General features: G+C 39.3%; 23 protein-coding genes. 17 read left to right on the top strand and 6 right to left on the bottom strand.

All coding sequences use genetic code 11. From position 1 onward, the window contains the following. Positions 1–64 precede the first annotated feature (64 nt). Positions 65–640, bottom strand: coding sequence for a bifunctional 4-hydroxy-2-oxoglutarate aldolase/2-dehydro-3-deoxy-phosphogluconate aldolase (locus PN471_RS04460; protein ID WP_271775824.1), 576 nt, complete (start codon positions 638–640; stop codon positions 65–67). A 301-nt stretch (positions 641–941) separates the two neighbouring features. Here PN471_RS04460 and PN471_RS04465 point away from each other — a divergent pair, with 301 nt between their 5' ends. From PN471_RS04465 to PN471_RS04485, 5 genes are all read left to right on the top strand, one after another. After that, positions 942–1895: an acyl-CoA desaturase gene (locus tag PN471_RS04465; RefSeq protein ID WP_271775825.1), complete on the top strand. Its 954-nt coding sequence runs from the start codon at positions 942–944 to the stop codon at positions 1893–1895. A 37-nt stretch (positions 1896–1932) separates the two neighbouring features. Next, positions 1933–2865, top strand: coding sequence for an acyl-CoA desaturase (locus PN471_RS04470; RefSeq protein WP_271775826.1), 933 nt, complete (start codon positions 1933–1935; stop codon positions 2863–2865). Between the two features lie 48 nt (positions 2866–2913). Continuing rightward, the gene (locus PN471_RS04475) at positions 2914–3894 is read left to right on the top strand and encodes an acyl-CoA desaturase (RefSeq protein ID WP_271775827.1); all 981 of its coding nucleotides are present in this window, start codon (positions 2914–2916) and stop codon (positions 3892–3894) included. A gap of 64 nt (positions 3895–3958) precedes the next feature. Then, the gene (locus PN471_RS04480; RefSeq protein ID WP_193899558.1) at positions 3959–4231 is read left to right on the top strand and encodes an acyl carrier protein; all 273 of its coding nucleotides are present in this window, start codon (positions 3959–3961) and stop codon (positions 4229–4231) included. Between the two features lie 98 nt (positions 4232–4329). Beyond that, positions 4330–4821 carry a DUF302 domain-containing protein gene (locus tag PN471_RS04485; protein WP_193899556.1) on the top strand — a complete coding sequence of 164 codons (492 nt, stop codon included), beginning with the start codon at positions 4330–4332 and terminating at the stop codon, positions 4819–4821. 64 nt (positions 4822–4885) lie between these two features. On the opposite strand, the gene PN471_RS04490 is transcribed toward PN471_RS04485, so the two are convergent. Then, the gene (locus PN471_RS04490; RefSeq protein WP_271775849.1) at positions 4886–6367 is read right to left on the bottom strand and encodes an FAD-linked oxidase C-terminal domain-containing protein; all 1482 of its coding nucleotides are present in this window, start codon (positions 6365–6367) and stop codon (positions 4886–4888) included. A 282-nt stretch (positions 6368–6649) separates the two neighbouring features. Here PN471_RS04490 and grxC point away from each other — a divergent pair, with 282 nt between their 5' ends. Beyond that, a complete protein-coding gene (gene grxC, locus PN471_RS04495; protein WP_271775828.1) occupies positions 6650–6919 on the top strand; it encodes a glutaredoxin 3 in 270 nt (89 codons plus the stop codon). Positions 6920–7070: 151 nt separating this feature from the next. On the opposite strand, the gene gshA is transcribed toward grxC, so the two are convergent. The 3 genes from gshA to PN471_RS04510 are packed head-to-tail and all read right to left on the bottom strand — an operon-like array spanning position 7071 to position 10282. Then, a complete protein-coding gene (gene gshA, locus PN471_RS04500) occupies positions 7071–8210 on the bottom strand; it encodes a glutamate--cysteine ligase (RefSeq protein ID WP_271775829.1) in 1140 nt (379 codons plus the stop codon). A 5-nt stretch (positions 8211–8215) separates the two neighbouring features. Beyond that, on the bottom strand, positions 8216–9250 hold the full coding sequence (locus tag PN471_RS04505; RefSeq protein WP_271775830.1) for a sterol desaturase family protein: 1035 nt from the start codon (positions 9248–9250) through the stop codon (positions 8216–8218). Between the two features lie 51 nt (positions 9251–9301). Beyond that, the gene (locus tag PN471_RS04510; RefSeq protein WP_271775831.1) at positions 9302–10282 is read right to left on the bottom strand and encodes a DMT family transporter; all 981 of its coding nucleotides are present in this window, start codon (positions 10280–10282) and stop codon (positions 9302–9304) included. 617 nt (positions 10283–10899) lie between these two features. On the opposite strand from PN471_RS04510, the gene PN471_RS04515 reads away from it, so the two are divergent. The 11 genes from PN471_RS04515 (at position 10900) to PN471_RS04565 (ending at position 21749) form a co-directional block, all read left to right on the top strand. Continuing rightward, a complete protein-coding gene (locus tag PN471_RS04515) occupies positions 10900–15660 on the top strand; it encodes a type I polyketide synthase (protein ID WP_271775832.1) in 4761 nt (1586 codons plus the stop codon). 338 nt (positions 15661–15998) lie between these two features. After that, entirely contained in the window at positions 15999–17768 is a 1770-nt protein-coding gene (locus PN471_RS04520; protein ID WP_271775833.1) for a fatty acyl-AMP ligase, read from the top strand. A gap of 144 nt (positions 17769–17912) precedes the next feature. After that, the gene (locus PN471_RS04525) at positions 17913–18839 is read left to right on the top strand and encodes an acyl-CoA desaturase (RefSeq protein ID WP_271775834.1); all 927 of its coding nucleotides are present in this window, start codon (positions 17913–17915) and stop codon (positions 18837–18839) included. A gap of 75 nt (positions 18840–18914) precedes the next feature. Beyond that, the gene (locus PN471_RS04530; RefSeq protein WP_271775835.1) at positions 18915–19331 is read left to right on the top strand and encodes a hypothetical protein; all 417 of its coding nucleotides are present in this window, start codon (positions 18915–18917) and stop codon (positions 19329–19331) included. Between the two features lie 330 nt (positions 19332–19661). Then, complete coding sequence (locus PN471_RS04535; protein ID WP_271775836.1) at positions 19662–19883, top strand: hypothetical protein; 222 nt, start codon at positions 19662–19664, stop codon at positions 19881–19883. Positions 19884–19886: 3 nt separating this feature from the next. After that, complete coding sequence (locus tag PN471_RS04540) at positions 19887–20276, top strand: type II toxin-antitoxin system VapC family toxin (protein ID WP_271775837.1); 390 nt, start codon at positions 19887–19889, stop codon at positions 20274–20276. A 36-nt stretch (positions 20277–20312) separates the two neighbouring features. Beyond that, complete coding sequence (locus PN471_RS04545; RefSeq protein WP_271775838.1) at positions 20313–20717, top strand: hypothetical protein; 405 nt, start codon at positions 20313–20315, stop codon at positions 20715–20717. Then, a complete protein-coding gene (locus PN471_RS04550) occupies positions 20701–20919 on the top strand; it encodes a hypothetical protein (protein WP_271775839.1) in 219 nt (72 codons plus the stop codon). Before PN471_RS04545 ends, PN471_RS04550 begins: the two co-directional genes overlap by 17 nt. Positions 20920–21084: 165 nt before the next feature. Further along, on the top strand, positions 21085–21363 hold the full coding sequence (locus tag PN471_RS04555) for a hypothetical protein (protein WP_271775840.1): 279 nt from the start codon (positions 21085–21087) through the stop codon (positions 21361–21363). A 3-nt stretch (positions 21364–21366) separates the two neighbouring features. Continuing rightward, positions 21367–21576 (top strand): protein kinase domain-containing protein, encoded by a 210-nt coding sequence (locus tag PN471_RS04560; RefSeq protein ID WP_271775841.1) that lies wholly within the window; start codon positions 21367–21369, stop codon positions 21574–21576. 8 nt (positions 21577–21584) lie between these two features. Further along, complete coding sequence (locus PN471_RS04565) at positions 21585–21749, top strand: hypothetical protein (RefSeq protein ID WP_271775842.1); 165 nt, start codon at positions 21585–21587, stop codon at positions 21747–21749. Between the two features lie 89 nt (positions 21750–21838). On the opposite strand, the gene PN471_RS04570 is transcribed toward PN471_RS04565, so the two are convergent. Continuing rightward, positions 21839–22903 carry a potassium channel family protein gene (locus tag PN471_RS04570; RefSeq protein WP_271775843.1) on the bottom strand — a complete coding sequence of 355 codons (1065 nt, stop codon included), beginning with the start codon at positions 22901–22903 and terminating at the stop codon, positions 21839–21841. Between the last annotated feature and the right edge of the window lie 70 nt (positions 22904–22973).

The raw sequence follows: 22973 nt of genomic DNA on the forward strand, positions 1-22973 counted from the left end.
ATGGGTTTCGGGCATTTTAACGTGATTTTTTGATGATTTTTGAGCGCTCGCTATTGAGCAGAAGTTAATCACCAAAAGCCTGAAACGATGGATTTTCGTTCATGCACATCATGGTGAATTTGTACAGTGCGTAAGTCCTAGCACTTTCTAAGGTTACACCCCCGGTAGGGATGAGGGGAATATGGCCAAGGGGTGCTTGTAAACTTTTAATATAGCTAGTTCCACCCACCGCTTGTACTGGAAATACTTTGACACAACTTGCACCGTAATTCCAAGCAGTCATAATTTCTGTGGGTGTCAGTGCACCGGGAATAATGGGGATATTGGCACGGACTGCCGTTTGGATCATTTCTGGATCGGTGTGGGGTGTAAAAAGAAATTGCGCTCCACAGGCGATCGCCTCTTGTAACTGTTGGACATTAAATAACGTTCCTGTCCCCATCATACAGTCAGGTAATTGGGCGCGAAGTTGGGAAATTAATTCTGGTGCGCGATCGCTATTCCAGGTAATTTCAATTAACTGCATCCCCCCAGATGCTACAGCTAAAGCCATTTGTTCACCCAATACCATTTTTGAGGCGCGAATAACAGCGATCGCTCGGTGTTTTTTTAACTGTGATAACCAGACTTGATTAGACATTTTAACTGTTATACCAGAAGGCAAGAGGCAAGAGTGAAACCCTTGCTATTATTAGGTTTCAAGTATAAACAATATCCTAATCATCCTGGCTACAGCTATACTTGTAACCAATGCCAAGCAATTTTGGGGATTGGAAGATTTTATGACCCTGGGTCAAACATCTGTGAATAATGCGGCTAACCTTTCTTTTTTTATTAATTTTCGTTATGTTACATTTTGGGTTGTGGAATGTTGGATATAATACTCCCCAAACAACCCATTAGACCGGAGATTGTGAAAGCAATATTAGAGGATTTAGAAAATGACAACACATGTCAACAGTACAATACCAAATCAAAAAACAAAAGTTATCATTAATGATTACATTAAAGGATTGCAATATAAGCATTTTTGGTGGTACAATTTCATCCCCTTTTTAGGAACAATTGTGGCTCTAATTTCCCTCTGGTGGCTACCTATTGGACCCATCGAGATCGGGATGCTGATTGTGATGTGGGCTTTGACAATGACCGGCGTAAGTGTAGGTTTTCATCGCTACTATACCCATCGTTCTTTTAAAACTCACCAGGTAATGCGGGTGATATTCGCCATCCTTGGTTCTATAGCTGGGCAAGGTCCATTAATTTCCTGGGTAGCTGTCCATCGTCGTCATCATGAATGTAGTGACCTACCCGGAGATCCCCATTCTCCAAATCTTCACGGTCAGGGATTTTTGGGAACTATCAAAGGATTATGGCATTCCCATGTCGGCTGGTTGATTGATCATGATTATCCTAATCCTACATATTATGCTCCCGAACTCCTGCGAGATCAAACCATATCCAAAATTAGCCGATTTTATCTAGTTTGGATAGTTCTTGGTCTAGCCATTCCCACTGTGATCGGCGGACTACTTCATTGGTCTTTGATAGGAGCATTGCAAGGCTTTCTTTGGGGTGGTATCGTGCGAATTTTTCTCGTAGATAACATTATCTTGAGTGTCAACTCTGTATCTCATGTCTATGGGACTCACCCTTATGAAACAGGAGATCAAAGTAAGAATAACCCTTGGATAGCGATCCCCACTTTTGGAGAGTCTTGGCAAAACAATCACCATGCCTTTGAAAGCTCTGCTGCTATTGGTTTGAAATGGTGGCAAGTTGACTTTGGTTATGCAGTGGTTTGGATATTGGCAAAATTAGGCTTGGCCTGGGATGTAAATCTGCCCACAGCCAAGATGATGGCAGGGAAAAAAATTACCATAGCTCAGGACTAAAGTCCCGACTACAAAATCAATGTAGGTTGAGCAAACAATGCAATTAATAACAATCAAAAGCGATCGCCTGAAAAGACAACAGGAAATTCACGGCATCAGTAATCTCATTATTCCCTTTCTCGGCTCTGTTGCCGCAGTCATACTGGCTTTTCAGATCGGTGTGAGTGCCGTAGACATCTGGCTGCTGCTGATTATGTATTTTTTAACAGCGATTGGCGTAACAGTAGGACTACATAGACACTTTGCTCACTGCTCCTTTCAAGCTCATCAAACTGTCAAAATTATCCTTGCTGTCCTGGGTTCTATGGCCGCAGAAGGACCCCTAAATTATTGGGTAGCCACCCATCGTCGTCACCACAAATACAGCGATACCCCCGGAGATCCCCATTCCCCCTTTATCAAAGAAGACAAAAAATTGGGCTTTCTCGAAGGACTATGGCATTCTCATGTCGGTTGGACATTCAATCATGAACTCACTAACACTTTTATCTTTGCCAAAGACATGGTGCGAGATCCGATCATGAACAAAATTAGCCAACTCTATTATTTATGGTTGTTTTTAGGGGTAGCTATTCCCGGTGTTATTGGTGGCATAATCTCAGGAACTTGGATGGGTGCGTTAACAGGAACATTATGGGGTGGCTTTCTCCGCATCTTCCTCCAACACCATTTAGGCTTCTGGACAGTTGGCTCTCTTGCCCATCTATTAGGAAATCGTCCTTTTCATACTGATGACTATAGCCGTAATAACCTCTGGGTGGCTTTGTTTACCTGTGGAGAATGGCACAACAACCATCACGCTTTTCCTAATGCAGCAATTCATAGTTTCCAATGGTGGCAATTAGATATGGGTGGCTTAGTGATTCGACTATTAGAAAAGCTCGGTTTGGTTTGGGACCTGAAAATGCCCACAGATGAGATGATCGCCGCTAAAAAAAGAAAGGTTAGTGCTACTGAAGCCATCAATTAACCTTCAAGTCAGGCATGAAATACACCAAAGCAATCATCAAGAGCAACTATGGACTTAACTTCTCAAGTAATTACAGAAACTCTTGTCAATCCAGATAAGAGACAAAAAACTGTAACAGCCCCTCATCTGACAGTTCCTCAAACCATTCACTTCATCTTGTTTGAAGTTGTACCTTTTTTGGGATTCATTACCGCCATTGTTTTACTGTGGTGGATTCCCCTTAATTGGGTGAACTTAGGACTGTTTATCAGTCTATGGTTCCTCACTCAAATTGGATTTACTGTGGGTTGGCATCGACTTTTTAGCCACAATGCTTTTAAGGCCAATGTCGTCGTTCGGGTAACTTTGGCAATTCTTGGCTCTATGGCTGCCCCCGGTCCTTTGCTTTTGGCAGTAGCAGCCCATCGTCGTCATCATGAATATGCTGATCAACCAGGAGATCCCCATTCTCCCCATCTGTTTGGAGCAGGATTTGGTGATCAGATCAAAGGCTTTTGGCACGCTCATGACGGCTGGTTAGCTACCAACAGAGAACACCCCAATACCATCCACTATGTCCCGGACTTACTGCGCGATAAAGCACTAACAACAGTGAGCCGATATTATTTACTGTGGGTGACTTTAGGACTGGTAATTCCTGCTGTTATCGGCGGAATTTTCACAAACTCATGGTTGGGAGCATTCCAAGGCTTTCTTTGGGGCGGACTGGTGCGGATGTTCTTTGTCAATAACCTGATCAATGGTGTCAATTCTTTCTCTCACGTCCTTGGAGGTCGCTCCTTTAATACCCCCGATTACAGCCGGAACAATCTCTGGCTGGCTCTTCCTTCCTTAGGTGAAGGATGGCACAATAGTCACCATGCTTTTCCTCAATCAGCCATTTTCGGTTTCGACTGGTGGCAAATTGATATCGGTGGCTGGGTCGTCCTGCTTTTAGAAAAGCTGGGTTTAATTTCCGATGTCAAGATTCCTACAGCCGATACTATCAAAGCTAAAAAAGCCTTTTTAGCAGCTAGAAAGGCCACATAGCGGATTGCACTTTTAACCACCCAATCAAAGTTTTTATCTCAGACCAATTCAGGAGAAAATACAGATGAAAATGCAAAATCAAGAGATCATTGCCGAAAAACAGCAAACTGTAGCCGCTATTCAAGCCTGGTTAGTTTCCTACTTATCCCAACTTCTGGAAATTGATCAAAATGAAGTCAATGTTACAACTTCTTTTGACCGCTATGGTTTGGATTCCTCTGCAACTATTGGATTAACTACCGATTTAGGTGATTGGTTGGGACGTTCTATTGATCCAACTATCACCTATGATTACCCCTCAATTGAGTCTCTATCAGAACATCTATCTGGATCATAAGCTAATTCAGTTCTGAGAAAATATTAACCCCCTTGCTATCAGCTGGGGGTTGAAAAATTAGATGTTGAAAATATTTTTTAAATCAAAAATCAAGAGATATGGAAAGTATTAATTTCACAGTAACCCATGTAAAAGTTAGTTCAGAAAAATCTTATGCCCAAGTTACCACTGCTATAGAGTCATTAGTTGGTAAAGCTAATAATCTAATTTTTCAAAAGCTGATAGATGCAAATGCCTCTTTTACAGACGTAGAAAATGCAGTTAAATCAATGGTTGGTAAAAATGATCTGATGATTTTTACACACCTGGAATCTGGTAAAGTGCTTTCCTTATGTGGCAAATTTAAACAAGCAAAACTCTATATTATTGGCAACCCGCTTATAGCTAATCGAATGTTTGAAGAAGATCCGGCAGTCGGCCTTTATGTTCCCCTGCGACTTTTTGTGTATGATGAATATAATGGTAAAACTTGCATTATCTATGACAAACCTTCATCTCTCCTAGCTAGATTTGAAAATCAGAAAATTTTGAGGGTTGCAGAAATGCTCGATCAAAAGTTGGCAGAATTAGTAACAATGGCTGTCCAGTAGTATATCAGGAGTCAAAATTAATAAGAGTTTCGCGCAAAGGTGCAAAGGTGCAAAGGAAGAAAGACTAAAATACTTCTAAGCCTGAAAACTGTCCCATTTTTTGAGCTTGTGCAGCTTCTCCACAAGTATGAGGTGTAGGGAATATCTTACCAGGATTTGCTAAACCTTGAGGATTAAAAGCTAGGCGTAAGAGTTGCATTGTCTCCAAGTCAGCATCATTGAACATTTCCGGCATTAAACATTTTTTATCAGCACCAATACCATGTTCTCCAGAAATACTTCCACCCACTCTTACACAAAGTTTGAGAATTTCGCCACTTAATTCTTCCACCTGTTTAAAAGCACCAGAAACAGAATGATTATAAAGAATCACTGGATGTAAGTTACCATCACCAGCATGAAGGGTGTTAGCAATACGATACCCATATTTATTTCCCAAAGCTGCAATTTCTTTGAGGACAGATGCTAATTGAGTCCGCGGGATAACTCCATCTTGGAGAAAATAATTACTCTGATATCCTAAAGCAATTAGGGCAGTTTTACGCCCTTGCCATAGTTTCACGCGCATTTGTTGGTCACTAGCAGTAATTACATTTCTCGCTCCGTTTTGTTGACAAATTTTAGCAACCTGCTGTTGATTGCTTTCCACTTCTACTGCTAAACCATCAAGCTCTATCAATAAAACCGCCGCCGCATCTCTAGGATAACATCCTGTATTAATAACATCTTCTATGGCATTAATTGTCATATTATCCATTAGTTCCATCGCCGCCGGCATAATTCCAGCACTAATAATATTAGTGACGGCATTTCCTGCGTCTTCAATAGTAGCAAAGTCTGCTAGAAGTGTACCAATGGCTTCAGGTGTCTTAATAATGCGTAAAGTGATTTCTGTGGCAATGCCTAGAGTGCCTTCTGAACCAACAAATAAACCTGTGAGGTCATAACCAGGCATTTCTGGAATCATTCCCCCAACATCAACCACAGAACCATCAGTAATTACCAATTTTAATCCCAAAACATGATTGGTTGTCACACCATATTTCAAGCAATGAATACCACCAGCATTCTCCGCAATGTTGCCTCCAATTGTGCAAACAGTTTGACTGGAAGGATCTGGCGCATAGTAAAATCCACTACCACTAATGGCTTGAGTTACCCAATTATTGATAACACCCGCTTGCACAATAATCAGTTGATTTTCTAGGTCAACTTTCAATATTTGCTTCATCAATGTGGTGACAATTAAAACACAATTTTCAACTGGTAGCGCACCTCCAGATATACCTGTCCCCGCACCCCGTGTCACCCAAGGAATTTGTTTTTGATGGCAAATTTTGACTACTTCTGCTACTTGTTCTGTGGTGCGTGGTAGTACAACTAATGCTGGACGTTGACGATAGCTAGTTAAACTATCACATTCGTAGGTGAGCAATTCTTCTCGGCGTTGGACAACACTTTTTTTGCCCACTATGGCCTCAAATTTTTGGGCAATTTTTCGCCATTCAGTTGGTTGTAGATGAGGGAGAATATTTTTAGGAATCATATTATTTATGTTTGTTTGAATAGAGATCATATAGGACTCCTATTTGATTTTTTATAGCTTGCGTGGCGTAGCCATACAAAACTCGGTACACCTTCATATTCTCAAATCCTCTTGCCTCTTGCCTTTTGCCTTCCTACGCAGGAAAATTCAGGAATCAAACTGGAGTCCTATATCTATGAGGGTAGGGGAAGCAGAGGAGAAAAATGAATTCTTGTTGCTGAACTCCTGATTTCCAACTCCTGTTCTACAATAGAAACACTATTACTCTACATTAAACATACCATGACTGCTAAAGTAGAAATTTACACTTGGACTTATTGTCCTTTCTGCCCTAGAGCCAAAAGCTTATTGAAAAGCAAAGGTGTTGAATTTACGGAATACTCTATTGATGGGAATGAGGACGCTAGAGCGCAGATGGCTAAACGAGCTAATGGCAGACGTACTGTACCTCAAATTTTCATCAACGATCAACATATCGGAGGTTTTGACGACATTTCCGCATTAGACAAGCAGGGTAAGCTAGACGAACTTTTAAAAGAGGTTGCAATCTAGGAATGAAACTGCAAGATTCAGATCAGGTGATAATATCCCCGACTTCTTTTACTTATTGCATATCATAAATTATAAATTCATCTGAGAAGTCGGGGATCTAGGTGTTGACTATTGCTATAGCTGAATACTTACATCAAACCTTTTAAACTGCTCATATACCAAACTGGTTAGCTAAGTCAAGTTCTTGCTTGGCCATCTCTTGAATGGCTTGGGTAATAATTGAACGAGTATCAGCACCTTGAGCATACATTTTTAACCATTTTTGTGCAGTATTACCTGCCTGTAAAATTGTTTGCACAGGTGAGAGAAAGTTCTCAAAGCCTTGTTGTTTAACTAATGGCAAAACATTATTATAAATCTCATTGATCCAATTACGAGCTAGAATTTTTCTGCCGTCTTGCCAATGTCTTAACTCAGCATCTAAACTTGATACTTTGACGGCGGCTTCATTAGCTTTTGTTAAATCAATTAAGTCTTGTTTTCTGGTTGTTGCTGGTAATTGACTCATTTCTAAAGGGTCGAGGTTAGGATCATTAACCAATTGCCAAAGACGGGCTTCTAACAAAGCAGTAATAGCTAGTAAAGAAGTAGGATCAGTAACTAAGTCACAGATTCTCAGTTCTAGCCGATTAATATCATAAGGACGGCGATCGCCATTCGGTCGCACATTATCCCAATGATGACGGACATTAAACATTGTCCCTGCGGCTAAATGTCCTTCCACCCACTCAATATATTCGGCGTGGTTTTCAAATAGGGGAATGTGATATTGGGAATGGGGTAAAATATGCCAGCGTGTAGAGTGATAACCTGTAGTGTGATCATCCAGAAATGGAGAGGAAGCACTTAAAGCTAAATATAGGGGTGCTTCCATTTTAATGAGACGACAAGCTCGGATTAATAATTCTGGATCACTAAAACCAATGTTGATGTGAACACTAGCAGTAACCACATTACTGCCGTGGTTGCGTTCAATGTATTCTAAATAAGGACTTGTATCTCCTGAACGATAAAAGCGATCGCTTCTTCCTAATGACAATGTACTACCAGGAATTACTGTATAATCTCCTAAAGTTTTTAGATATTCTCTGAGTTGAATTCGCGGTAATATTAATTGACTTAAAAGCTGTTCGTAGCTGTGCAGAGGTTCAGTTGTATATTCTATATGCCGTTCATCTGTTTCTTGCATAAACCTATCAACTTTTCCCACAATTTGTTCAGCTAAGGGAATAGGATCACCTTGGGGAGTACCCAGAAACATTTCTAATTCAAAACCTTTAGTTAATAACATAGAATTCAATTGAATTTGATCGGTTTAATTCCATCTTTTCCAGGTATTTTGGCAATTAGTAACCTGACTGCATTCACTACCGGATCTAAATAAGCCTTGGTTAAATTGGGATAAGGCTGAGGCTGGTTTTGTCCAATACCAAATTCTAGTTTCTCCTCTTTTTCCGGTATATATAAAGTCCCAAAAATCCAATCCCATATTGCTAAAAACTCACCGTAATTTTTATTCACGTGTTGGGGTGCTATGCTGTGATGAATTTGGTGGTGTGCTGGACTTATCAAAACGTAGTTTAGGATATTACCATAGGATAGCCAGATGTGAGAATGGGCGAGATTCCCAGCAAATATATAGTACATAGCCATAAGAAAATTAAGACCAAAAATCATGATGATATGAATCTTCCCAAAAAACAGATAAGTCAACAGTCCTTGCAGAGGAGCAGCAATGACTGTTGTAATTATCTTTTTATTTAGTTCATATAATGGGTGAGTTCTGTATCCTGTTATGGGAGTCAGAACTTCACTCGAATGATGTAGGCTGTGGAATGGCCATAATATGGCAATTTGGTGATGCCAAAGATGGCTAAAATAGGATGCAAAATCAAATACTAGAATAAATAAGATGGTAAAAATTACTAGAGACCACCAGTTTTCAGGTATGAATCCACCAAAATAACCAAAGGTTTTTTGCAGCCAATTATTGACTAAGGATGCTACCAATGATGTTTCCAACCACGCTAGACGTAAACCAGCTGGTGCAAGAATATTATTGATGATAAACAGTTGATAATCAAGATTTGCCGAAGGATGAAGATAGATTTCTTTTGGGAAACAAAAACAAAGAAACCCTTTGATGTTAAATTCTTGAGGTTTTAATCGCCAGTAGACCAGACCAGCCCACAACAAAGACGTTAATAAATATACCCAATAAATACGCCGACTAGCATTAATGTGATTGGATATCTGATTGCGGAAGTATTCAAGAATTTGCAGTATAAATATTTCCAGGGTTACTATCCAAGATGGTAATTCCGTTGTCATATTTGTTGGTTATTTGAGATGTACTAGAAGTGAAAATAGACGAAACAATCTTTAGTCTTGGTCAACCGAAATTTCTCTATCCGTTACTTTCTGAGAGCCTTGACCAGATTTAGCTAAATATATACCAGCCAACACTGTGAAAAAAGCGAACCAGTTAACGATACTTAACTTTTCCGCAAATATTACCCAGGCTAATATGGCAGTAATAATCGGATCAAGCAACAGGAACAAAGATACAAAACCTGATGAGAACTTTTTCAGGTTATGGAACATAATTACCGTAGCCAGCACTTGACAGAAAAGTGCTAAAGAAATCACCGCTAACCATCCATTTACGGAAACTGGGAAAACTTGCTCATCAAAAATCAGAGTTATTGGTAACAGCCAAAGAGTTCTGAACAAACAACTCCAAAGTATGATGGTTGTCGCGGCAAACTTGGCTCTGAGTTTTTCTGCACAGAGAGCATTTCCAGCATAAAATACAGCCGAGAGTAAAGCGATCGCATCGCCGGTGAAGTGAGTGCTAGTCAAATTAAAATCTTCAAAACCAATGGTGATCGCCCCAACTGAAGCTAAAATCAGACCAATGATAAATTTGCTGTCAAAACTGTGCTTTAAAAATAGCCACCCGCCCAAAGTAGCGAAAAATGGCGTGAAATTATGCAATAAATTAGAATTGGCAATGTTGGTTTGAGTTAAAGACCAAGCCCAAGCAGTTAAGTTGGCTGCACCGAAACCCGCAGCTAGTACAAACAGCCCTATATCCTGACCTGTCCAAGACTCTTGTGGTTCAAGAGATTTCTGGGATACTTTACTACTAACAATTGTGATCACTTCCCACAGCCCCAGGATAACAGTAGAAATCCAAAAGCGATTAAAGACCGTAGCATTAGGACTAATTTCCAGTTCACTGACCCTGATAAATATTGGCGCTAAAGATAACATAAACACTGCTAGAGGAATTAGCAGTAGGGTATTCAAGGTTGGTTTTTTTTCAGTCTGTACATCTGGAACATTGACTGTGGTGGTCATAACTTTTTTAGGAATGCAGATTGGCACATATATATTTACCCATGCTACTACTACTACGTAGTAGATAGTTCTACAATTAATATACTTGTTATTCAGGGATTTTTTAACTTGATAGCTAAAATTATGACCTAGTTATTGTTGTAGCTAGTGGTCTGTCAATTTTCTCTTTTATGGATGAGGTTTACAGTTACAGCGATTTCCAATCATATAAGGTACATCTTAGCCCCCTCATCGCTTGCGGGGAGGGGGTTGGGGGTGGGGTTCTTGTTCCGGGTTTGATGACAATTTGCTGTAATAGCCTCTCTATTTTCCCTCAAGCTGACAATTTTCAGGTTGACAGACCACCAGTAGTCTGTCAACCTGAAAATGACGGGTGAAAGCAAGCAGGGGGAGAAGAGAAGGAAGGTGGGGTGGGGGAGGGAAGAACAGGAGTTTTTTCCGATCATTACCCGTCAAAATAAATTTGACGAACTACTAGTACAACTAAGATGACTATTAAAAGCTACGAAAATTTGATTGATTACAAAGCTTAAAAATGGTTCATTCACTTACGCCGTAGTGTAGCAGCACCGTCATTATTATTAATAATTTTCAAGCAATATACAAAGGATATCTTCATGGAAGCTATAGCAGTTATTGGAATGGGTTGTCGTTTCCCGCAAGCTCAAGATATAGAATCCTTCTGGAAGCTACTAAGGGAAGGCGTAGATGCAATTACAGACATACCTTTAGAACGATGGGATATTAATGATTTATATACTCCCACAGCAGGTACACCAGGAAAAACTGTCTCCCGTTGGGGAGGTTTCTTAGACAAGGTAGATCATTTCGAGCCTGATTTTTTCGACATTTCCCCTAGTGATGCCCAACGCATTGATCCCCATCATAGACTTGTACTAGAGGTAGCTTGGGAATCTTTAGAAAATGCCGGTATCGTCCCCAAAACTCTAGCAGGTAGTAAAACTGGGGTATTCATTGGCATGAGCCAAAGCGATTATTACAGGCTAATTTATAAGGATATATCTACCATAGATGCCGAAGACGGACCCCATACTTTTCTGTGCTTTGTAGCTAATCGCTTATCTTATTTTTTAAATCTGCAAGGTCCAAGTTTAGCTATTGATACCGCTTGTTCTTCATCCCTGGTTGCAGTACATTTAGCCTGTCAAAGTTTACGTAGTGGTGAATCTAACTTGGCTATAACTGGAGGAGTATCCCTACGTTTATCCCCGGAAGAATCGATCGCTCTTTCTCTTAAAGGTATGCTATCACCTCAAGGTCGTTGCAAAACCTTTGATGCTGGAGCTAATGGTTTTGTCAGGGGTGAAGGTTGTGGTATTTTTATACTTAAACGCCTTGATGATGCCATCAAAGATCAAGACAATATTCTCGCCATCATTAGAGGTTCGGCCGTTAACCAAAATGGTCTTAGTCATGGCATTACATCACCTAATGGCATAGCTCAACAAACACTTCTCCGTCAAGCCCTAGAAAACGCAGGAGTAGAACCAACGGAAATTAGTTATGTGGAAACCCACGGAACTGCTTCCGGTTTAGGAGATGCTATCGAGTATAAAGCTTTAAAAGCAGTATTGATGCAGAATCGAGAACCAAATCAACCTTGTTGGCTTGGCTCTGTCAAAACTAATATTGGTCATTTAGAAGCAGCCGCCGGTATAGCAGGACTGATCAAGACAACGCTATCATTACAACATCAGCAGATTTTTCCTAATCTACACTTAAAAGAACTAAATCCCTATATTTCTTTAGCAGGAACAACCTTTTCTATCCCCACTAATTTACAGTCTTGGCATTCTATCACAGAGACAAGATTTGCCGGAGTTAGTTCTTTTGGTTTTGGTGGTACTAACTGTCATATCATTCTGGAAGCAGCCCCTTTATCGTCTCAGCAAAATATGGACAAAAGGGAACGCCCCCTACATATTCTGACTTTATCAGCTAAAACGGAAAAGGCACTATTAGACTTGGCAAATCTTTATCTAGAAAAGTTGCAGAACCGTGATCTCGATTTTTCACTGGCAGATTTATGTTTCACTGCTAATACTAGCAGAACTCATTTTTATCATCGTCTGGCTGTAGTAGCAGAATCACGAGAAATATTGATAGAGAAGTTAGCAGCTATTGTATCAGCAACAAATAATTTCGGAAAAGATCAGAAGCGATCGCTCAATGGTAAACAACCCAAAATAGTATTTTTATTTCCAGATCCCAGTAGTCAATATCTCAACTCATGTCGTCAACTTTATGAAACTCAACCTACCTTTCGGGCTATTCTAGAACGCTGTCAAGAAATTATTCGCCCTGATTTAGATCAGCCACTACTGGAAATTTTATATCCAGAAAATCAACCAACAACTACTGATCTGGTCAATCAAACAGTCTATACCCAATTTGCCTTATTTGCCCTGGAATATGCCCTAGCTGAGTTATGGAAATCCTGGGGCATCATCCCAGATGCAGTTATGGGTTATAGTATGGGCGAATATGTGGCCGCTTGCGTGGCTGGAGTATTTAGTTTAGAAGATGCCTTGCAGTTAATTGCCCAACGGGAAAATTTAAGATCATCATCGTCCCATGAGGAAGCAACCGTAACTTATTCATCCCCAAAAATTAGGATCATTTCCCCAATTACCGCACAACCAATTACAGCAGAAATTGCAACTCCAGAGTATTGGTGTCATCATATCCAGCAGCCAGTTCAATTCGCTGATAGTATCAAAACACTTCATAATCAAGGTTATCAAGTATTTATAGAGGTAAGTCCTGAATCTTTACTTCTAGAAATGGGTTCTCAATTCCTAGATCATGGGGTAGGAATTTGCTTAACAGGTCTGAATGCAAACCAGGAAGACTGGCCACAACTGCTGCAAAATTTAGAAACGCTATATTTACAGGGAGTTTCCATAAATTGGCATGGCTTTGATCAGGATTATCCTCGACGGAGGGTGAAACTACCAACTTATCCATTTCAAAGACAACGGTACTGGTTTGATCAGGATGCAAATAGTTTTTACCAAACTACTCCATCATCAAATCATACTTCTAATATTGCAACCCCAGCAATAACTTGTACATCTAGTCAGGAAACTTTATCGAACACAGAATTACACACTGCCACAAATAATGATTCTACTGAATCAGCACCAGTTATTTCAACTCATACAGCCGCATCAATCGAGAATTGGATAGTTAACTGGCTGCATAAAAATTTAGAAGTACCAACCAAATTAACCGAGAATAGTAAATCTGAGAAATCTTTTCTAGATTATGGACTCAAATCCATAGGAGCAGTAAAATTAGCCAAAGACTTGGAAAAATTGCTAGGACGTTCCTTAGAAGCCATCATTGTTTGGAACTTTCCCACTGTGGAAACTTTAGCTCTTCACTTAGCTGGTGAACTAGAAAACCCAGTCTCAACACCAAAAGAGGAGCAGAGAAGCTCAATAAAGCAATTACCAATCACCAATTATCAATCACCAAAAAAAGCCATGCAATTTAGTCTGTTATACTTTGCCAGTAACGAGGCTGAGTTTAACAACGACAAGTATAGATTATTGATTGAGGGGTCAAAATTTGCCGATAAATACGGCTTAACCGCGGTTTGGATACCAGAACGGCATTTTCACGCCTTTGGTGGACTCTACCCCAATCCTGCCGTCTTAGGTTCTGCCCTAGCGATGGTAACTGATCGCATTCGTATCCGTGCTGGCAGCGTGGTTTTACCCCTACATAACCCCATCCGAGTAGCTGAAGAATGGGCAGTAGTAGATAATCTCTCCCAAGGACGAGTAGATATAGCTTTTGCCCGTGGTTGGAACCCGAATGATTTTGTGTTCGCACCTGATAATTTTGCCAATAGTGCAGAAGTGATGTTTTCAGGGATTAAAACAGTACAGAAACTCTGGCAAGGTGAATCAATCTCCTTAGCTAATGGTACAGGTAAAGACACCGAAACCAGAATTTATCCTCTACCCAAACAAAAGAAAATAGATATTTGGATTACTTGTACAGGGGGAAAAGAGAGATTTATGGAAGCTGGTGCTATTGGGGCGAATGTCTTAACAGCCCTTCTGTTCCAACCCATTGAAGAATTAGCTGAAAAAATCGCCTCTTATCGAGAGTCACGGGCAAAAAATGGTCATGATCCCGATGCTGGTCAAGTTACCCTTATGCTGCATACTTTCATTGGCGAAGATATGAATTTAGTGCGCCATAAAGTCAGAAAGCCATTTACTAACTATTTAGAAAGTTCAGTCAATTTATGGAGACATGGTATCACAAGTTTGGATGGTTTGGATGAGAAAGAAAAAGAACATTTATTGGCTTATGCCTTTGAGCGTTATTTTCAAACTAGCGCCTTAATTGGCACTCCTGAAAGTTGTCAGTTAATGGTGCAACAATTACAAGCAATTGGAGTTGATGAAATCGCTTGTTTAATTGACTTTGGAATTGATGCAGATGCAGTCATGGCTTCTCTCTATTCCCTCAAAAAACTCAAAGAACAATCAGAGTTAATGATTGTACAATCTGACCCTAATATCAATCAATCGCCGATAGTAAAAGAGAAACAGAGCATCAATTTACAAACATCACAAACATCAGCAAAATGGATAATTGACCCCCAACGAAAAGCGAATGCTAAGTTACGTCTTTTCTGTTTACCTTATGCGGGAGGAGATATTTCTGTATTTAAAAATTGGTCAAATAGTCTACCAGCAGATATTGAAGTTTATGCTCTCCAACTTGCTCCTCAGACCTACCCTGGAAGTAAACCACATTTTGATTATTTGAATCCATTAGTAGGAGATTTAGCAGAATTTTTGTTGCCCCATCTTGATAATAAATTTGCTTTTTATGGTCATAGTTTAGGAGCATTAATTAATTTTGAATTGTGTCGTTATTTGCGTCGTCACCATCATTTGCAACCGATTCATTTCTTTATCGGCAGTCAACACGCGCCCCAACTTCCTTATCCCTATCCTTCCTTAGAAAACCTTTCGCGCTCCGAATTACTCAATTTTGTGAAAGATCTAACGAATCTAGAACTATCTGCATCAGTTGGGAAAGATGATACATTTTTGCAGTTGTTACTAAATTCCTTGAAAGCAGCATCTGTGATTCAAAAAGATAACTATTCTTATACTGAAGAAGCACCGCTAGATTGTCCCATTACTAGCTTTTTTGGTAGCGGGGATAAATTTTTGAACCAAGAACATCTTTCTGCTTGGAGCGCTCATACTAATAGTTCATTTAGGCTACATAAACTTGATGCTAAACACCTGTTTTTGGAGAGTCATCAAGAGCAAATTTTACAATTGATATCCCAAGATTTAAAGACAAATCATAAGTTAGACTAATCAATTAAACCCACATTCCGCACCCCCCAGTGTCACAATCGGTAATTATGGATAACGCCAGGCTCCGCTATCGGGTTTTTGAATACCTTTGATGATAATTTTGATACAAAATCGTCGAAATCTTAGGTGGCGATAGCGAAGCGCTGCTGCAAGCAGTTCGCCAATCTCAAATCCCCAAATGACCATTTTTCGTTGTGTGACAGTTTAGGGTGCGGAAGGTGGGATTAAAGTAAAAAACGCAGATGTTACAAATTGTCATAATCAGAATGGGGAATGTAGTTTAAAATCACTACAGTCACAGTAAATTAATCCTATCTATTCTATTTGTTCATGTTGGTATGAGGAGTCCAGAAAAGCAATATTCAACTTTAGTGCAAATACTACGGCATCAGGCAGTTCATCAACCTAACAAAATAGTATTTAGGTTTCTTCACAATGGAGAACAAGAAACAGCTAAATTAACATATCAAGAGTTAGACCAAAAAGCCAGAGCCATTGCATATCAACTACGTCAAACTATTAATCGGGGTGAAAGGGTATTATTGCTATATCCGCCTGGTTTAGAATTTATTAGTGCCTTTTTTGGATGTTTATATGCTGATGCGATCGCCGTTCCCGTGAATCCCCCACGACCAAACAGACCAGCGAATCGACTTTTAGCGATCAAATCAGATTCACAAGCGACATTAGCAATCACTACCACCTCTCTATTAAACAAACTACAACTTAAACTAGCTAATTATTCAGAATTAGCAACTTTACCTTTGATAACTACGGATGACATTAAGAGCAACCTAGCTTCAGAATGGCAGCCATCAGCAACAAACATAGACTCTTTAACCTTTCTCCAATACACATCAGGATCTACAGGTACACCTAAAGGAGTAATGGTCACTCATGGTAATATACTGCATAATTCAGAGTATATAAAACAAGCATTTGAACTCACACCAGAAAGCGTGTCTGTCAGTTGGCTACCCAGTTTTCATGATATGGGTCTAATTGATGGGATTATTCAACCCTTGTACACGGGATTTCTGACAGTTTTGATGGGACCTGAATTTTTTATCCAGTTTCCTGGGCGATGGCTACAGGCGATTACAAACTATAAAGCTACTCACTGTGGTGGACCAAACTTTGCCTATGATCTTTGCACTCAAAAGATTACACCTCAACAAATGGAATCCCTGGATCTAAGTAGCTGGGAAAGTGCTTACAGTGGTTCAGAACCGGTGAGAAGGGATACTTTAGAGAATTTTACTGCTAAATTTGCCCCTTATGGTTTCCGTGCCAACTGTTTCTATCCCTGCTATGGTATGGCTGAATCTACGTTAATGATTTCCGGCGGACGAATTCAAGAAAAACCAATTTACTGCACAGTTGCAGCAGAAGCATTGGAACAAAAATTGGTGATAGAAACATCTGAAGACAGCCAAAATATCAGACATATAGTTGGATGTGGACGAGCTTGGCTGAATACAAAAATCGTTATAGTTGAACCAGAATCGCTTCAGCAGTGTACTTCCGAACAAATAGGGGAAATATGGGTATCAGGTGAAAGTGTTGCCCAAGGCTATTGGAACCAACCAGAACTGTCAGGAACAGCCTTTGGTGCTTATTTAGCAAATACTAATGAAGGTCCGTTTCTCCGCACTGGGGATCTGGGATTTTTGCGTGATGGTGAGTTATTCATTACTGGCCGCATCAAGGATCTAATTATCATCAGAGGTCGCAATTATTATCCTCAAGATATCGAACTCACAGTAGAAACCAGCCATCCAGCTTTGCGTGCTAATTGTTGTGCAACTTTTACCATAGAACAAGACAATATAGAGCAGTTGATAGTTCTGGTTGAAGTTGAACGTACACACCTGCGGCATCTGAATGTCAAAAATGTAGTAGCAGCAATCTCCGAAGCAATCATGCAGCAACATGAAATCCATGCTTATGGTATAGTACTGATTAAAACTGGCACTATTTCTAAAACTTCCAGTGGCAAAATTCAACGGCGTATTTGCAAGGAAAAGTTTCTTGACCAAACTCTCAATATTGTAGGAGGAAAGATTGGCAACTCAGAGTTATCAAGTTCCTTAATTTTAACTGCATAAATTGTCAGAATTCAAGTGAGGCGATAATATATCCGACTTCTTTTATTATTGTGCCCATAAATTATAAATTGATCTGGTGAAGTCGGGGATCTGGATATAAACGATGGCCATAGCCGAATACTTACCATAAATTGAGGAAATACAATGTCCATACCATCGGATAGCCCCACACAACATCAAGGACCAAAGATAACCATAGAAAATGATTATCTCAAATCCCTGCAACAGCGTTACGCCTTTGCTACTATCTTGATTCCTTTTTTTGGGTTAGTAATAGCCATTTATACAACTTTTAAGTTTGGTATCAGTCCGGTGGAAATTGGACTATTCATGGTAATGTATACCTTGACAATGTTGGGCATGACAGTAGGTTTTCATCGACATTTTGCCCACTGTGCTTTTGCATCCAATACAGTCCTTAGAGTCCTATTGGCGATATTGGGGTCTATGTCTGCTCAAGGACCAGTTATCCAATGGGCAAGTCTTCACCGTAGGCATCACAAGTATAGCGATCGCCCCGGTGATCCCCACTCACCTCTAATTTACCAAGGAGAAAAATGGGGAACTTTGCGGGGATTGTGGCATGCGCAAGTTGCCTGGATGTTGAACAGTGACGTTACAAATACGGCTGTTTTTACCAAAGACTTGCTCAGAGATCCAATTATCACCAAAGTCAATCGTTTGTATCTGACTTGGGTTGTTGTCGGTTTAGCCATTCCTGCTATTCTAGACGGACTTTTTACCTGGAGTTGGACAGGCATTTTACAGGGATTTCTCTGGGGAGGATTGGTGCGAATCTTTTGCGTCAATCATGCTTTTTGGACGATTAATTCCATTGCCCATTATTATGGACAGCGCCCTTTTGATACAGAAGAACACAGCCATAACACATTCTGGCTATCCCTAGCCAACTTTGGCGAAGCTTGGCACAACAATCATCATGCCTTTCCCCATTCAGCCCTCTTTGGTTTGAAATGGTGGCAAATTGATCTTGGTGGTTGGGTGATTCTTGCTCTGAAAAAAGTAGGTTTAGTTTGGGATATCAAAACCCCCACAAGAGGAAGGCGGTAGCGTTGGGAGCTTCGCCTCTTCAGACCTAAGGGAAAAGAAAATCAATGAACTCACAAAAGCGAAGAATATCAACCTTTGGCTGAATTATTGGCAAGGTTAAAAGAATATGAGTTAGCTGCATATTTTTATCAAGTGAGTCAAGGCAACGTTGCTAACGATTTATTTTATAACATAGCTTATGAAAAATATCTCCAACTTAATCCTACTAATGGAGATACACTTTTTAACATCTTGTTAGTAGCTTATCAAAAATACTGCAACTCTAATTACGGTTTACTGATTAAGCGGAAACCGACGTTGGTTGAATTTATGATCAATTTTGTCATCCAACGTTTGATTTCACCCAGCATAAATTTTACTGGCAGTTTAATCAAAAACACGATTGAGTTTCTCGTAGATTTAATAAAGTGGATTTTTCAAGCTCTCATTTGGTTATTCTTTATATGGTGTGTATTGGGTTTGCTATTCAAAATTTTGGAGTATTTTTTATAATATTCATATTTTACTTGATTAGTGCAGCCTCAAAAAAATAATTCAGTGAAAATACAGAAAATATGATAATCTACCCTTATATCCTGTTCGTGATTGACTCAAGGTTAAATACTTCCTAAAAATTACTGAATTGTTGTAAAATATAAATACTGCATTGAAAAATGATAAACTGTAAAAACGTAAGCATTCAGGTGAGGTGATAAGATCCCCGACTTCTAAGATAGATTTATGTTTTCCGAATACAATCAATCAAAGAAGTCGGGGATCTGGAAACAGAAGTTTGTAAATTTATGGGTTTCCTTTCCTTACGGACAATAAGAGGATAAGAAAATGAATACTAAATTACTTGATTCCCTAATTCAAATTATTAACTCTTTAAGCGATGAAGAAAAAAAGATCATTTCTCAAAATATAACTACACCGTTTCCTGTACAACAAAATAATTCTATCAATTTAGAAAATGAACCATTTATTGGAATGTGGAAAGATAGAAAAGATATGGAAGATAGTAATCAATGGTTACGTCAGTTAAGACAAAATGAGTGGAAATAGGAAATGAATAACATTATTGTTGTAGATACCGATATTTTAATTGACTCTGCTAGAAGTATTCAAGTTGCTATTGATAAACTTGAATCATTAACTAACGATTATTCCATAGCAATTAGTATAATTACAAAGATGGAGCTAATCGTTGGTTGTCGCAATAAAAACGAATTACAAAACCTGGAAAAATTTTTGGGAAACTACACTTTAATCCCTGTTAATGAAAATATCTCTCATAAAGCTGTTGAACTATTAATTAACTATAAATTGAGTCATGGGCTATTAATTCCTGACGCTTTTATTGCAGCCACAGCAATTAGTATTAATGCTTATTTACTAAGCAAAAATCAAAGAGATTACCGCTTTATTAACGAACTAAATTTACACCCTTATCCCTAAAAATTAATATTTAAGGAATCAAAAGATACATCAAATATGAGAATCTACCTTTACATACTAGCCGGCATCACATCAGCTTTAATAGGCTGGAATATAGGTCAATTTTTTCTGACAGATTTGGGGTTATTGAAACAATTTCCCGAAATTACTCTATTTCCCTGTATAGCCATTTCCCTAGCATTTGGCATGATCCTAAATGAAATATTTATCAGCAACCCCACCAGACCAAAACGCAGTTTTCAAACTGCACAAAAGCCCCTATTAATAGCCTTGGGTTTAGGTACAGTCTCAGGTTTAATTGCTGGTATTATTTCCCAAATTCTGTTTTTACCAATTATTCGTGTACCTACTCCCATTGTCAGAACATTAGGATGGTTATTAATTGGCAGTTCTGTAGGGATTGCAGAAGGTTTAAGTTGGCGGTATGAATCAAGTAGATAGTGGAGGAACTAAAAAAATAGCAGGTGCTATTAATGCGATTCGTCAATTTACTAAAATTTCTGGTGAACGCGGTGGAAATACCCAAATTTCTATAGTTCCTTTTGGAAAAGCTGGTAGTAAGTGTCCCGAATCGCCTGTAAATGAAGAAACTCTGGATAAATTTCTAGCGGCCAATGATTTTAAACTGCAAAATAACCCCTGATCAAAACCTACAAATATCAGTTAATTTGACTATTAATGAAGTTTTAGAACGTGGTGCATCTGATAACGCCACCCTTTTAGCATTACAATTTTTAATCAATTCATAGATCCTCGACTTCTTAAAAAAGTTGGGGATCTTATTCTCATTAATTACCAATTACCAATTATGTCTATTCAATGTCCAACCTGTCTCACAGATAACTACGATAATGAAACTAGCTGTATCGCTTGCGGTACACCTTTAACCTCTTCTTCCACCACATCAAATCTGCATTTATCCCCAGGAACATTATTAAAAAATGGCAGATATAGAATAGAGAACATATTAGGACAAGGTGGGTTTGGGATTACTTATGCAGCCACTTATATCTCCAACTCTACCAAAGTTGCCATTAAAGAATTATGGCCAGAAAATGCTGCTAGACAAGGTAATACAGTTCTGTAGCCAATGTCCATTACCCCTATGCAGCGTCAACAACAACTGCAACAATTTCAATTAGAGGCTAACTATTTACAAAAATGTGTTCATCCTCATATCGCCAAAATTTATGAATGGTTTACAGAAAATGATACCGCATACATGGTAATGGAATTACTTGTTGGTAAATCATTAGATAAAATATTGCTTGAAACAGGACCGAAGCCTATCATAATTTAGGTTGGGTATTGCTGAATATTAAAAGTCAAGATGGACAGGTAGAAAACTGCCGAGAAATGTTATCTGCTTATAGTAAAGCTGCAGAATTATATGCAAAAGAACAAAAATTACCAATGAATGTAGGTATTAAACAGGCTTTTCAATTGGTAGGACTCCAGATATCCGACTTCTAATATGAATTCATCATTTATTTATAAATTTAAAAAAGAAGTCGGGGATCTTTGGGAGAATAGATATTCCAACTTGCAAAATAAGTCTGCTTTTAGCTATTTTTCGGACGTTTTAGGGGAGTAGAATTAATCGGACCAAGAATTTGATTTAAACCCCGCAATTGTTCAGCCGTACCCATACAAATTAGGGTATCTCCCGACATTAAAACAGTGTCGCCAGTGGGACCACCAATGAGTTTACCATCAAGGCGACGTATTGCCAGAACTAATGCCCCTGATTGCGATCGCAATTTTGCCCTTTGTAAACTTTGACCAACGAAGGGACACTTGTCTGGATCTAGTAAAAATTCTTCCATATATAGCTGGCGGTCTGCACCAGAGAGAATCCCATCCACAAAGTCTAAAATCTGCGGTCTGAGAGCTGCTGCTGCCATGCGTTTGCCGCCAGTAATATACGGTGAAATTACGGCATCTGCACCACCACGCTGTAACTTTTGTACAGCTTCTTCTGTACTAGCGCGAGCGATCGCCCGAATATCTGGATTCAGAGTTTTTGCTGAGAGAACAGTATATAAATTTTCCGCATCTGAAGGTAAAGCCGCCACAATACAAATTGCTTTAGTAACGCCAACTTTTAACAAAGTATCATCTAATGTCGCATCACCTTGAAAAACAGTATAACCAATTTCCTGGGCTTTTTGGACAGATTCTAGTTCCGAATCAATCACCACAAAAGAAACAGCTTCAGCCTGAAACTCCTTAGCAATTTGTCGCCCAGTGCGACTAAATCCACAGATAATATAATGTCCTGATAATGATTCCATTAAACGCCTTTGTTGTCGGAGTCGAATTCCTTCTAGAAAATAACCTTCAATGACTGCGGCTGTAAATCTATTGACAATATAACCAAGATTGACCACACCCATTAAAATCAAAGCAATCGTAAACAACCGCCCCCGACTACCCAATGGATGAGTTTCTCCATAACCGACAGTTGCCAAAGTAATCACAGTCATATAAGCTGCATCTTCCCATCTCCAGCCCTCAACCAGGGAATACCATAGAGTCCCGATTAGGAAAATACCAGCTAAAGCAAGCGCCCCAGCCATTAACTCCTTTTGAATACGTTGATATTTTTGTTCAAGAGTAGAATACACAGGCAATTAAGAATTAGGAGTCACCGAGTCAGAAGTTATCAAAAATTTTGAAAGATTTGCGAGAATCTAG

The sequence above is a fragment of the Aphanizomenon sp. CS-733/32 genome (genome assembly GCF_028330045.1).
Lineage (GTDB): Bacteria > Cyanobacteriota > Cyanobacteriia > Cyanobacteriales > Nostocaceae > Dolichospermum > Dolichospermum gracile.